Origin of the sequence: Hyphococcus flavus (assembly GCF_028748065.1) — a bacterium.
GTDB lineage: Bacteria > Pseudomonadota > Alphaproteobacteria > Caulobacterales > Parvularculaceae > Hyphococcus > Hyphococcus flavus.
This window is the reverse complement of the sequence record NZ_CP118166.1, coordinates 1,710,230-1,722,495: the sequence shown is the minus strand read 5'-3', so window position 1 is coordinate 1,722,495 and position 12,266 is coordinate 1,710,230. Positions and strand designations below refer to the sequence as shown.

The 12,266-nt window shown below is 52.5% G+C and carries 13 protein-coding genes; 4 read left to right on the top strand and 9 right to left on the bottom strand.

Annotation, left to right across the window (positions count from 1 at the left end):
• Positions 1-52: 52 nt before the first annotated feature.
• The 3 genes from PUV54_RS08410 to PUV54_RS08400 form a co-directional block, all read right to left on the bottom strand.
• Positions 53-850 carry a SapC family protein gene (locus PUV54_RS08410; protein WP_274495188.1) on the bottom strand — a complete coding sequence of 266 codons (798 nt, stop codon included), beginning with the start codon at positions 848-850 and terminating at the stop codon, positions 53-55.
• Positions 851-989: 139 nt separating this feature from the next.
• On the bottom strand, positions 990-1,805 hold the full coding sequence (locus PUV54_RS08405; RefSeq protein WP_274495187.1) for an alpha/beta fold hydrolase: 816 nt from the start codon (positions 1,803-1,805) through the stop codon (positions 990-992).
• Positions 1,806-1,895: 90 nt separating this feature from the next.
• Positions 1,896-2,387: a hypothetical protein gene (locus tag PUV54_RS08400; protein WP_274495186.1), complete on the bottom strand. Its 492-nt coding sequence runs from the start codon at positions 2,385-2,387 to the stop codon at positions 1,896-1,898.
• Positions 2,388-2,490: 103 nt separating this feature from the next.
• Between PUV54_RS08400 and PUV54_RS08395 the strand changes: the two genes are divergently transcribed.
• Positions 2,491-2,907 (top strand): secondary thiamine-phosphate synthase enzyme YjbQ, encoded by a 417-nt coding sequence (locus PUV54_RS08395; protein ID WP_274495185.1) that lies wholly within the window; start codon positions 2,491-2,493, stop codon positions 2,905-2,907.
• Here the strand turns inward: PUV54_RS08395 and PUV54_RS08390 are convergent.
• Positions 2,897-3,106 (bottom strand): hypothetical protein, encoded by a 210-nt coding sequence (locus tag PUV54_RS08390; RefSeq protein ID WP_274495184.1) that lies wholly within the window; start codon positions 3,104-3,106, stop codon positions 2,897-2,899. The genes PUV54_RS08395 and PUV54_RS08390 overlap by 11 nt on opposite strands.
• Before the next feature lie 29 nt (positions 3,107-3,135).
• On the bottom strand, positions 3,136-4,020 hold the full coding sequence (locus PUV54_RS08385; protein ID WP_274495219.1) for a S49 family peptidase: 885 nt from the start codon (positions 4,018-4,020) through the stop codon (positions 3,136-3,138).
• A 168-nt stretch (positions 4,021-4,188) separates the two neighbouring features.
• Here PUV54_RS08385 and PUV54_RS08380 point away from each other — a divergent pair, with 168 nt between their 5' ends.
• Positions 4,189-5,244 (top strand): polyprenyl synthetase family protein, encoded by a 1,056-nt coding sequence (locus PUV54_RS08380; RefSeq protein WP_274495183.1) that lies wholly within the window; start codon positions 4,189-4,191, stop codon positions 5,242-5,244.
• An 8-nt stretch (positions 5,245-5,252) separates the two neighbouring features.
• On the opposite strand, the gene PUV54_RS08375 is transcribed toward PUV54_RS08380, so the two are convergent.
• The 4 genes from PUV54_RS08375 to PUV54_RS08360 are packed head-to-tail and all read right to left on the bottom strand — an operon-like array spanning position 5,253 to position 10,694.
• Positions 5,253-6,380, bottom strand: a complete 1,128-nt coding sequence (locus PUV54_RS08375) for a glycosyltransferase family 4 protein (RefSeq protein WP_274495182.1) — start codon at positions 6,378-6,380, stop codon at positions 5,253-5,255.
• A 27-nt stretch (positions 6,381-6,407) separates the two neighbouring features.
• Positions 6,408-7,274 carry a 4-(cytidine 5'-diphospho)-2-C-methyl-D-erythritol kinase gene (locus PUV54_RS08370; protein ID WP_274495181.1) on the bottom strand — a complete coding sequence of 289 codons (867 nt, stop codon included), beginning with the start codon at positions 7,272-7,274 and terminating at the stop codon, positions 6,408-6,410.
• Complete coding sequence (locus PUV54_RS08365; RefSeq protein WP_274495179.1) at positions 7,271-9,001, bottom strand: tetratricopeptide repeat protein; 1,731 nt, start codon at positions 8,999-9,001, stop codon at positions 7,271-7,273. Before PUV54_RS08365 ends, PUV54_RS08370 begins: the two co-directional genes overlap by 4 nt.
• Positions 9,002-9,014: 13 nt before the next feature.
• Complete coding sequence (locus PUV54_RS08360) at positions 9,015-10,694, bottom strand: electron transfer flavoprotein-ubiquinone oxidoreductase (protein ID WP_274495178.1); 1,680 nt, start codon at positions 10,692-10,694, stop codon at positions 9,015-9,017.
• Positions 10,695-10,827: 133 nt separating this feature from the next.
• On the opposite strand from PUV54_RS08360, the gene PUV54_RS08355 reads away from it, so the two are divergent.
• The gene (locus PUV54_RS08355) at positions 10,828-11,466 is read left to right on the top strand and encodes a lysoplasmalogenase (RefSeq protein ID WP_274495177.1); all 639 of its coding nucleotides are present in this window, start codon (positions 10,828-10,830) and stop codon (positions 11,464-11,466) included.
• Between the two features lie 88 nt (positions 11,467-11,554).
• Positions 11,555-12,244 carry a hypothetical protein gene (locus PUV54_RS08350; RefSeq protein ID WP_274495176.1) on the top strand — a complete coding sequence of 230 codons (690 nt, stop codon included), beginning with the start codon at positions 11,555-11,557 and terminating at the stop codon, positions 12,242-12,244.
• The last annotated feature ends 22 nt before the right edge of the window (positions 12,245-12,266 follow it).

Genomic DNA, 12,266 nt, shown 5'->3' with positions numbered 1-12,266 from the left:
AAAAGGCCGGATAGTCTCCTATCCGGCCTTTTCATAAAAAATACCGCCAAGATTAATTCGTCGCCAGTGGTTTAAAGATAGCCCCGTCCTGCAAATCAAATCTTTTTGCCCTGCGCTGCAGTAACAAGCGCCAGTTGCCCATGGACATGAGCATTCCGTACACCAAAGGCAACATGCCGGATTTACGAATCTCCAACAGCTTCTCGTCGGGCAGTTCGTTTAAGCGCTTTTCGTCGATACTGAAATAGCTGGCGAAGTCTACAGCATCGCTCGATCCAATTGGCGTATATTGCGCGGTTTGCGCTTGAATGAGCTCATTGTCCTGCAAAACACGAACAAATTGTTCTGTTAATGAACGATCCTGTTCGTAACCTTTGCAAAACTCAACAAGCCTTGCCGTTTCTTCGGTAAGCTCTCCGTCTTTGAAAAGCGGAGCGCCGTCACCGTTGGTTGCAAAACCGTCAAACGCCCGGTCGATGATCACCGCCAGCCTGTCGCCTTCGCTTTCATTCGCAAGACCGAAAGGATAACGGCGGATGTATCCAGGGACGTAAGTATGATCCTCCCATTTTCCATCATCTCCGACAAACAGGTTGATGTCGTCATAAAGACCTGTGACCGCAAGCATCTGCGGCTGTTCCTTGGACATGAAAATCAATGGGAAGTTTTTCATGGCAGAGGGAATTTCACTATAGGTAATCGGAATAGCGCGGGCTTTTGCAGCAAATGCAAACGGACTGTCCGATTGCTTCACTTTTAGTTCGCCGTGCTCTTCTTTTGTCAGCAGCTCCGGTTTCTCATAAAGAAACATTCTGCCGGTGACCTGCGGGACGGGCTGCGCCTCACTCATCATATGCCTTTCTGATGTCTATCGTCTTCTATTGTCTTTTGGCGCTAAAAAATGCGCCGCAAGCCCGGTTCAAGGGGCGGTTCGCGCGAACGCTTAGCAAAAAGCCTGCGGAACTGCCAACCCTGATATTATTCCCCCATCAGGCGCACAGAAATGCGGCCAACTCAGCCGGCTCCTCCATGGGCGCGAGGTGGGAAGTATTTTGTGCAACCGTGAGATGCATGGCGTAACGCTTGAATTTCGCCGCTGCGGCGGAACTCACCGTCGAGGTGGGATGATCCGCCGCGAAAATGGAAACCGGGCCTCTAAACGCCTCAAGAGCGCCCCAGAAATCATTCGCCTGGGCGGCAAATGTGGCGGCTTCCCAAGCCGGAGTGCAGGAAAGCTCGACGCCTCCATCAACCGAAGGCTTCAATCCATCCCTCAAGTAACTCTCAAGCGCGCCTGGGCGCCAATTTTTAAACAATCCCTTGCGGCTGTATGACTGAAAAACCGCCTCTGGTGACTCCCATTGCGAGCGCCGCTTCGCCGCTTGCTGGACCAGAGGAATACGGGACCCCACCAATTTCCAGGCTGGTGTTGCCGCAATGATGGTCATCCATCGCGAGACCGCTACAGGCTCGATCAGCCGAAGCTCAGAGATGTCGGCGCGCCCCTTTGACGCCATGGCCGCCGTGACGGCTCCCATGGAATGGCCAGAAAGAATCCAGTCATCAAGATCTTGCACATCCAGAAATCTCTGAATATCGTCCGCATACACCTGCCATGATTTCAATTGTTCTGGATTTGCGGGCAGCGTGTTGCGCCCATGACCGCGCATGTCGAGCGCATAAACATCAAACTTGCCGGCGTCCAAATGCGACAACATCGGCTTGTAGGCGGATGCGCAAAAACCTGTTGCGTGACAAAACAACAAAGGCCGTGCCCCAGCATTTTTCCAACGCCATCCCGTCATCAAGCCATCAGTGAATTGATAATCGAATCTTTCAGGTTCAAATAATACGGCTTCTGTCATCAGGTGACATTGTCGTGCTGCGCAAAAAAATCAATTCTGTTTTGCAGCAAGTTCGTACAATGCACGCATATGAAGCACATCCGGAACGGCACGATGCGCACGAGGCGCGTTCTTATTAGCTTCTTCAACAATGCTTTTGAGAATTTCCTTTGGCGTATTTCGGAAAACATCGTAAAAATCACGCAATACAAATTCCTGGCGGACGCCAGCCGCCTGAAAAAGGCGATAAAACCAAAAGCCGTCCCAATCCGGGGCGTCCGAGTATACCTTTTTTCCTGCAAGCGCTTCGTTCAATGCCGTGCATACCTCCTCAATAGCTACGCCTGCTTTCAACAGATCATCATAGGCAACACCATGAAGGGCGAACGCTGCCTCATCCCACTGATCGAGCGGCCAAGTCGCATGAGGCTTTATCAGCAAAGCTTGCGGATTACCTGACAAGAAGCACCAGCCCGCCTCGATCGGCCAGGATTTCGCACCGAGTCCAGACGCTTCAAGATCTATGAATGCAATATCTTTCAAACCAACGCGCTAGCTGAATTAGAGGGATATCGACATCTATTATGGCTTTTTCTTCCAAGGTCTGCAAAAAAATAAATTCATTTATAGGCTGAAATTTCGAGAAATGGCGAAAATACTCACTATAAAAACACCTGGCCGTGCATGTATCGACATCACGACACAGGTCGAAAACGTATTAATAAATTGCGGTGTCAAGCACGGATTAGCACATGTATTTATTCAGCACACGTCAGCATCATTAACGGTGCAAGAAAATGCTGATGAAGATGTGCGTCGCGATCTGGTCAATTGGCTGGACAGGATCGCTCCTGAACACGGCCCTTACTCTCATACGGCTGAAGGCCCGGATGATATGCCGGCTCATCTGAAATCCGCGATCACGTCGACATCGCTTTCAGTCCCGTTCGAAGGTGGGCGATTGCTTACGGGAACCTGGCAGGGATTGTATCTACTTGAGCACCGGCGCCAGCCTCACGAGCGACACGTTGTGATTACCCTGCTTCCGGGCATCAGCGCCTGAACTTTTCCTTGGGCTTGTAGACGCCGCTCTCAGGGTCCTGCTCATACTCAATAACAGTTCCGTTGTTATGACGGGAAGTCTTTTTAAATTCAGAAATCGCAGCGCTTAGGGATTTCGACCTTTTATCAATAAAGCGGTAAAGTGCGACAGCGCCTGCCGCCGCGGCCACCGTAGCGGCTAAAGTTGTCACTGCACTCATAACGGCCTCCTGATAGCCAAGATCAACCTTTAAAGCCCATAACGCGCCCAAAGCGCACGACGCTCGCCGGCCGCAATCAGCTCATCGGCATCGAGAAGCGAAGCAGACGCATTTAGCCCGCTCGCTTCCTCGCCGCCTGCCAGCAGCTTCTTCAACAAAGAGCCGCCTTCGACCGCGATGCGCTTGATCTTAACATCATCGCCGAACCGTTCTCTCAAAAAATCGCCGAGCTGAGCGATTCCATCGACCAACCCCCGCTCCGCAGCGGCAGGGCCAGTCCATATCGCTCCAGAGAACATTTCAGAATCGTCTGCAAGCTTGTCCCCACGGCGTTCCTTGACCAGCGCTTTAAACTGCTCGTGGAGATCCGTCAGAATGACTTCAAGGCGCTCAATGTCCTTCGGGTCTTCAGGCTGAAACGGATCCAGCATCGACTTATTTTCTCCTGCCGTATAAACGCGGCGCTCGACACCAATCCGTCGGATCGCCTCATGAAATCCAAAACCGCCTGAGATGACGCCGATCGAGCCAACGATCGAGCTCTCGTCAACGTAAATCTCGTCTCCGGCCAGCGCCAAAATATAACCGCCCGAGGCTCCGACATCTTCCACAAACGCCAAAACAGGGACTTCTTTCTCTGTTGCATGCCGCCTTATGGCGTTCATGATTAGCCTGGACTGTACAGGAGACCCTCCGGGGGAATTCACCGCAAGTGCGACGGCTGACAAATTATCAGGCTTGAAGGCTGCCTCGAGCGTTTTTTCCAGCTTTTTTAGTGAAAGCCCTTTGCGGCCCGGCCCCCCAGCATCTCCAATAACGCCGGAAAGATCGATTACGGTAACAAGTGACTTGCTCGCGCCAGAAAAGGGTAGCGCCCGCCAAATCGCGCCAAAGCGTTTCAGAAAACTAGTCATTTTCAGCAAGTAGGCGAATCTCCGCGCATTTTCAATGCGGAAGCCTTATGTACGCGGCTTTGCACTAGCGCTGATTCGCCGCTAAGCACCGGGCCGTCATTTGCTTGACCCGCTGACTGGCAATGCCCAATCTGCGCACCCATATCGGGATTGAAAGGGTTTCGTCTCTTGAGTTTTGCAGCGACAGCAACCGATCAAATCGCACAGCGCCGTGCGCCAAGACTAGGAAGCCGGGAAGCTGACTTCCTTGCCGCTGTTACGCGTCTGCAAAAACTCACCGCCGCAGACCTTGAGGCGGTGAATGGTGAAATCCTATCTCGCATGCAATCCCCGGTCAGAATGATCCCGGAGCTTGCGGGCCATCTCATCAAAGCCGGCGGAAAAAGACTGCGGCCAATGCTTACCCTCGCTTCCGCCAACCTGCTTAACTACCAGGGCAATGATCACGTCAAACTCGCCGCTTCGGTCGAGCTGATCCACGGCGCAACATTGTTACATGATGATGTTGTCGATGGTTCAGCGCTTAGGCGTGGCGCCAGCACCGCAAATATCATCTGGGGCAACAAAGAAAGCGTACTGGTCGGGGATTTTATTTTTGCACGTGCTTTCGAACTGATGGTGGAGGCGAAGGATTTAAGAGTGTTACACGCTTTATCTCACGCATCAGGCATCATTGCCCAAGGCGAGGTACTGCAACTCACTACACAAAAAAACCTCAGCGCCACGTTTGAAACCTACTTAGAAGTGGTCGAGGCGAAAACGGCAGCGCTGTTTGCTGCGGCAACAGAAGTTGGCGGATTGATCTCAGGACGTAACCCGCAGGAAGAGGCTGCAATCCGCAATTTTGGCCTCAATTTCGGCATTGCTTATCAATTGATTGACGACGCACTCGATTATGCAGGGTTTGAAGCAACACTAGGAAAGACCGTTGGCGATGACTTCCGTGAAGGCAAAATGACGGCGCCTGTGGTGTTTGCTGTAGCCCGCGCTCGTGACGATGAAAAATCTTTTTGGCGTCGCGCCATTGCAAACGGCGACATTAAAGAAAACGACTTTGAAAAAGCATGCTCTTTGATGGAGCGCGATAGCGCTATTGAAGATACGATACTCTGTGCGCGCCGATACGCAGACAAGGCGCTCGAAGCGCTTGCCGTATTGCCTGACAATACCTTTTCATCAGCGCTTGGCGATCTCGTTACGACATCTACAGCACGCGCATCATAATCACTGAATCATTCAGCAGCGCGTAGCGGCTTTTGTTTTATTTGCGGCTCGTCCAAAGGTTTTTGGGCGCGCACCGTAGAGAGAAGGCCATCGCGGTAGGCTCGGCTGTAAACGACAGAGGCGCCGAGAATAAAACTGGCTGCGAGAGCGCTAGGCACTAACCATTGCAATGAATACGGCAACGCCAGCATCAACAGAGCTGCAGCTGCACACAAGCCGATTAGCGTCATGTAAATCACAGCAACCTCCACATGAGAAGCACCGTTACGCATCAGCAACTGATATAGATGTTCCCGGTGCGCCTCGAATATGTTCTGTTTCCTAATAAAACGAGAGACTAGAGTCCAGGAAACGTCAAAGATAAACGGCATGAAAATTACTGGCGCGATGAGGGCGCTCATGCGCCCATCCGAAAGATTCACCCCCGCAACAGCAATCGCTGAAATCAGAAAACCAACCGACTGACTGCCATTGTCGCCCATGAATATTTTGCCGCGACGAATATTGAGCGGCAAAAATCCCAATACCGCTACGGCAAGGAGAAAAGCGGGCGCAAAGATTATCCCTGCCCCTGCGCCAGCAGCAATGACAGCGATCCATACAAGCCCGACGACCGCAGCGCCAGACGCGAGCCCGTTGGCGCCATCCATGAAATTAAAAACATTCATGAAACCAACGACCCAAATCACTGTGATCATGACGCCCCAAAAGACAGGAAGGCGTAAGTCCCCGACAACAGGCGCAGGAAACAATTCGAACGGACCAAAAACAGCTGCGAAGCCCGCGGCGATAAGAACCTGGCCGGCGAATTTCCAGGAAGGCGAGAGGTTAAATTTGTCGTCCGCCAAACCCAGCCCCAACGCCAAGCCAGCAAAAAGGGCCAACCAGCCTGCTTTTCGCGCGAAGTCCAAATCCGATGAAAACGCGCCTAAAATAAACAGCCCCGTCAGCCACCCGCCAATAATTGCAAGGCCGCCTGTGCGCGGCGTCGCTAATGAATGACTCGATCTTTCATTGGGTTGGTCGAGAAACCGGCGCGATTGGGAGGCAAACAAGCTCGTGCAAAACGCCACGGCAATAGTCAAAGACACAGCCGCTGCAAGAATAAAGGGTTCGGTCAGCGTCGTCTCCATCATGTCCGGCTTTTCAGCGAATAGCGATTTTTAGCGTACATGGAGCGCCGAGGCCAAGGCCCACCAGCCATGTCCGCGCGCTTTTTGTGCGGCCCTTTCAGCCGCCGCGCCGGAAGAAAATAAACCAAAACATGTCGCGCCACTGCCAGACATGCGCGCCAGCATAGCGCCGGGCGCGGATCGCATTTGCTCCAAGACGCTTAATATGACCGGCGCTCTTTCGCATGCGAAAGGTTCTAAATCATTGCTGGTTTGCTGAAGCGCGAAACTAAGCGTGGTGTAGTCGACCCTCCCCATCACAACGGTTTCCGGAAGTTTCGGGTTCTTATAGGCTGTATCGAATGCGCGAAAGATTGGTCCGGTGGGCATGGGAACCCCTGGATTTACCAGACAGCACCACAGTGGCGGCAACGCTGGGCCAGCTTCAACCCGTTCGCCTGCGCCTGTCACACTGACTGGCGACCGATACAAACAAGCCGGCACATCGGCGCCAAGCCGAAATGCAAGACGTTCCAGCGCGTCGGTTGATATGTCCACTTTCCAGAGCCGCCCCAGCGCACGCAAAGCAGCAGCCGCATCAGCTGAACCGCCGCCGACACCCGCCGCTACGGGAAGTTGTTTATTTAATGTAATGGCGGCGCCATGATTAGTCTGGGTTGCAGACCGCAACGCCTCAGCGGCTCGCCATACAAGATTTTCTTTAACAGGAGCGCCGGCAAGCTCTTCCGCATAAGGGCCGGTTATTTCAAGGGTTATATTATTGCTGGCTTCAACCTGAACAATGTCTCCCTTGCTTGCGAACACAAAAAGGCTGGCAAGTTCATGAAACCCATCTGATCGCAGTGGTCCGACATGGAGGTACAGATTGATTTTTGCAGGCGCAGTCTCGACGATCATTTACTGAGTTCCGGCAAACCATCTTTCAATTTCTTCTCGACCGCCTCGCGCAGCTTGTCTTTCGGGTTCAACTCCAGCACATGCCGCCATTGATAGCGAGCTTCAATCTTGCGGCCCAAACGCCAGTAAACATCACCAAGATGGTCGGTCACGGTCGGATCTGAAGGCTCAAGCGAAGCAGCATGCTCTAAATGACCAACGGCGGTTTGAAAGTCATTACTCTGATAATACGCCCAACCGAGACTATCGATATAAGCACCGGAGTTCGGTTCCAAGGCGACAGCCTGCTCGATGAGGTCGAATGCTTTTTCGAGATTTTCACCCCTTTCAGCCCACGAATACCCCAGATAATTCAGCGCAATTGCTTGCTTTGGGGCTATTTCAACGGCTCGAATGAGGTCAGGTTCCGCTTTCTTCCACTGATCGACTTCCATGTGAGTCGCGGCGCGAGCGACAAAATAACGCCAGGTATCCGTAGGCGGCTCCTGCGGCAGAGCGTCAATCAAATCATCAAAAACACTGATTGCTGCATCATATTGTTTTTCTTTGACGAGAAGATTTGCAAATTGAAATCTCGCTTCCTCGCCAGCGTTGGGGTTTCGTGTGGCTGCGCGCAGTATTTTTAACGCCTCACTGGCACGGTCGACTTCGACAAGCCCGGTTGCAATGTCTATTTGCGCTTGCCCGAAATACGGTGACGACTGAGGAATACGCTTGAACATGGAAATAGCGTTTTCCGTGTCCCCATAAATGTTCAAAATCCGTCCGGCGAGCCATTGCCCGTGATCAAATGAAGGGTCGAGGTAGAGTGCTATCTGTATCAGCGCCAACGGCATATCGTAATTAGGGTCGCCAATACGAAAACCCGCTTCTTCTGCTGCACTGCGCTGTTCCTCAATTTGCTCGAGGATCGCTTGAGCGAATGCATGGAGCGCGAGCGCGCCGCCTTGCGCAGGGGATGTGTTGGCAAAACTGTTGCTCGCTTTGCCTTTTTTTATCCGTTGCAGCCCTTGCTTGGCGATAACGCGGGCAAGACCGCTATTGTCTAATACCTGATTATAGAAGGCTTCGGCGGCCCCGTCCTCGCCCGTGCGTTCCAAAAACGCGCCGTAGGCCTCAAACCCGACAAGTCCGCCGTAAGTCGCCAATGAAAGCTGATGCGCTGTCTCGGCCTCCGAGATGAGATCGGCTTTTTCAAACAGCAAAGCTTGATGCAATGGATGAAAGCCGCGAAAAATTTCCTTATCCTGTTGCGCCAGAACTTGCAGCCCTGCGCGCGCATCATTCGCGCCAGTGATGGCCCAGGCATCAAGGATAAGCATGGGCGCAGCGAGATAGTCGATTTGCGCATCCGCAGCGAGCGCGGTTCGCGCTTCCTGGTAATTCTCATCTCGAAGCGCCTTCGCTGCAAGCGTCAGCCGAGCCAGATCGTCATCTTCCGGCTCATCATTGTCGAGTATTTCATCCGCGAGAGAAGAGGCGTTTTCAACATCGCCGGCAGCCAGCTGATAAAGAAAGGCGCTGCGCAACACCTCATCTGTCGCAGCAAGTTCAGAGCGCGCCCCTTCGAACGCGTTTGCTGCAGCGCCGACCTCGTTCGCTTGAGCAGCAAACCGACCCGACAAGTAATCCCCAACTACGGACTCTTCGGGTTGCGGCGTTGCGCACCCTGATGGAAACGCCATCAAACCAAGACAAAACCCGATGTACTTCACTCTGCGCAACACTCGAGAACACCTCTCACATATTCGGATAGTTTGGACCGCCCCCGCCTTCCGGCGTCACCCAGACAATATTTTGTGACGGGTCCTTAATATCGCAAGTCTTACAATGCACGCAGTTTTGCGCGTTAATCTGAAACTTTGGCTCACCGCCGCCTGCTTCTGTCACAACCTCGTAAACCCCAGCCGGACAGTAACGCTGCGCCGGCTCGGCAAACTCTGGCAAATTAACTCCTATCGGGATTGACGGATCCTTAAGTTTCAGATGCGCTGGCTGATCTTCTTCATGATTAGTAGCTGAAAAGGCCACATTCGTCAGGCGATCAAAAGTGGTTTCACCATCGGGACGCGGATAATCGATTGGTTTGTGCTTCGACGCCGGTTCCGTCGCTGCCGCATCTGTTTTGTCATGATGCAACGTGCCAAAAAATGAAAACCCGGGCGCGATCGAATTCGTCCATAGATCGAGCCCTGAAAAACCGATGCCCCCGAGCCGCGTGCCAAACTTTGTCCAAAGCGGCTTCGCATTGCGCGCCTTGAAGAGCTCCGCTTTCACTGGCGAAACGTCGTACCTTTCCTGGTAGCCGGTCAGCTCATCGCCCTCTCGCCCCTCGGCGACAGCTTCAAAAACAGCATCTGCCGCCATCATGCCGGTCAACATGGCGTTGTGGTTGCCCTTAATTCGCGGCACGTTCACGAAACCTGCGGCGCAGCCGATAAGCGCACCGCCCGGGAAGCTTAGTTTCGGGACGGACTGATAGCCACCCTCTGTTATTGCACGCGAGCCATACGCAAGCCGCTTACCTCCCTCAAGAAGTTCGGCAATTTCAGGATGCGTTTTGAATTTCTGAAACTCTCCATACGGATAAAGGTATGGGTTTTTGTAGTTAAGATGGACAACAAACCCGAGCGCAATTGTATTGTCGTTATAATGATAGCAGAACGAACCGCCGCCAGTATCGTCCTTTAACGGCCACCCGAATGTATGCTGAACATGACCGGGACGGCTTTTCTCCGGCTTAATCTCCCACAGCTCTTTCAATCCGATACCGTACTTTTGCGGATCACTCTCGTCGGCCAGATTAAATTTTTCAATAAGCTGTTTAGCGAGAGAACCCCTTACCCCTTCAGCAATGAGCACATACTTTCCTACGAGCTCCATACCTGGTTCGTAAGAATCCTTCTTTTCTCCGTCCTGACCAATACCCATCTCGCCAACAACGACCCCGCGTACCGAGCCATCTTCCCGATAGAGCAGTTGCGAGGCGGCCATACCTGGATAGATTTCAACACCCAACTCTTCGGCTTTTTCAGCGAGCCAACGACAAACATTGCCCATAGAGACAATGTAACAGCCGTGGTTCTTGACCATGCCGGGCATCGCGAAAACCGGCAGGGAAGCAGAGCCGCTCGGCCCCAGAACCTTGAAACTTTCAGACGTTACCGGCGTGTCGATGGGCGAAGCCATCTCACGCCAACCTGGCAAGAGCTGGTCCAGTCCAGAAGGGTCCAGAACAGCGCCGGAAAGGATATGCGCCCCGACTTCCGAGCCTTTCTCCACAACGACCACATGTAGATCGGCGCCCTTATCCGCTGCGAGCTGTTTCAATCGAATTGCCGCCGAAAGACCCGCAGGCCCTGCACCAACGATAACCACGTCAATTTCCATGGATTCGCGTTCGGGTGTTTCGCTCGTCATTGATGTCTCTCTTCGGCAAGTTTCATATGGTTTTCAGACGTGGTTCTGGCAAAAATCGACGGAAAAAGCCATGTTGCTCGGCATGCTGGATCGCCGCAACCGACAAATACGGCTCAATATAGGCTGAACGCTGATGCCGCCCGCTATTTTTATTGTTTCCTGCACTCTATTCACCGGGTTGTTGGTCTGGGGTGAATACAAGAACACGTTTCGCTGGCGATGGTTCGCTAAGCCGCTGGCATCCGCGAGCTTTATCCTGACGGCGATAGCATTTGGCGCTGATCAAACTGTCTACGGTGTGTGGGTTCTCGCGGCTTTGGTTTTTTGCGCGGTTGGTGACGTTCTGCTGATTTCCAACGGCAACCGAACCTTTCTCGCTGGCATGGGCGCCTTCGCCATAGGGCATGCGGCTTACATCGGCGCGTTTCTCTCGGTGGAAACAGGTATTGGGTCGCTCTATGTTATCGCTCTTGTCGGAACAACCATCTTGGCCCTTCTAACGCTGCGCTGGCTGTGGCCCTATCTTGGCGCTTTTCGGTGGCCTGTTATCGGATACGCCGCGATCATTGCGTGCATGGTTTCTACTAGTGTCATTGCAGCCCCTCCCAGCGGGGCAGCCCCGTACTATCTGATAATTTTGGGCGCTTTCGGGTTTGCCATATCAGACCTGAGTGTAGCGAAAGAACAGTTTGTAAAGCCTGGCTTCAGGAACAAGGCATGGGGCCTTCCGCTCTACTATGGGGCGCAACTTATGCTGGCAAGCTCAGTTTGAGCATCCCTAGCACCAGAATTCTCTCTTCTCATTCGTGGACAAACTAATCTGTTGAGTTAGCATGGGCCTGCTAATTGAGGGGCGAGAAATGGTATTAAAACTTCTGCGCGCAAGCGGGTTTTCCGCATGCTGTTTGTTTCTGTTGGCGGGCGCCTCCGCTATAGCGCAAACAGATTCGTATATTTACGACGGCTTCACCATAGAGCAGCTTGAAGAAATTCTGTCCGAGCTGCATTACAATAATGACGCCATGACTGTCGTCCGCAGGCAGACATCTGCAGGAAGCCCCTATCTGGTGCTGACCGCCCCAGAACTTGATATGCCGATTTCAGTCGGCGGTATCGGCAGCCAATATAAAGACTCCAATGGCGGCCCATTTGAAGGTATCTTGATACTAACCGTTTTGCCGAAAGACGAGCTTTCCAATATTGAGTTTAATCTATCAAATAGCCGCTCTTTTTATTTTAAAGTTATTGATGCTCGCTCTTCTATTATTTTGCGTACGGAGATCCTTGCAGCCGGCGGCATCACAAAAGAGGTGGTAATGAACGCTATTCAGGTTTTCGTTGACAGGCGCGCAGAATTCTTAACTGAAAACAGAACAACTGTTAGCTATTCACCACCTGGAAACAAAACTGAGGAAGCAGCCCGTGAGGCGGCCCGGAATATCTACGGGCCTTCTACCGCTCCAACTGTTAATATTAAGGCGGCGAATGCTGCTTCTCACATCATGAACCGTGATATTGAAGCGCTGATCGATACGGCTTCAGACCAGTGAAAACTACTTTTCCACAACAGTT

Coding starts and splice junctions, on each gene's coding strand:
- PUV54_RS08375 (WP_274495182.1), bottom strand. CDS start 6,380: ATGATGGAGACGACGCTGACCGAACCCTTTATTCTTGCAGCGGCTGTG.
- PUV54_RS08350 (WP_274495176.1), top strand. CDS start 11,555: ATGGTATTAAAACTTCTGCGCGCAAGCGGGTTTTCCGCATGCTGTTTG.
- PUV54_RS08370 (WP_274495181.1), bottom strand. CDS start 7,274: ATGATCGTCGAGACTGCGCCTGCAAAAATCAATCTGTACCTCCATGTC.
- PUV54_RS08360 (WP_274495178.1), bottom strand. CDS start 10,694: ATGACGAGCGAAACACCCGAACGCGAATCCATGGAAATTGACGTGGTT.
- PUV54_RS08390 (WP_274495184.1), bottom strand. CDS start 3,106: ATGAGTGCAGTGACAACTTTAGCCGCTACGGTGGCCGCGGCGGCAGGC.
- PUV54_RS08385 (WP_274495219.1), bottom strand. CDS start 4,020: ATGACTAGTTTTCTGAAACGCTTTGGCGCGATTTGGCGGGCGCTACCC.
- PUV54_RS08395 (WP_274495185.1), top strand. CDS start 2,491: ATGGCGAAAATACTCACTATAAAAACACCTGGCCGTGCATGTATCGAC.
- PUV54_RS08410 (WP_274495188.1), bottom strand. CDS start 850: ATGAGTGAGGCGCAGCCCGTCCCGCAGGTCACCGGCAGAATGTTTCTT.
- PUV54_RS08405 (WP_274495187.1), bottom strand. CDS start 1,805: ATGACGGGATGGCGTTGGAAAAATGCTGGGGCACGGCCTTTGTTGTTT.
- PUV54_RS08355 (WP_274495177.1), top strand. CDS start 10,828: ATGCCGCCCGCTATTTTTATTGTTTCCTGCACTCTATTCACCGGGTTG.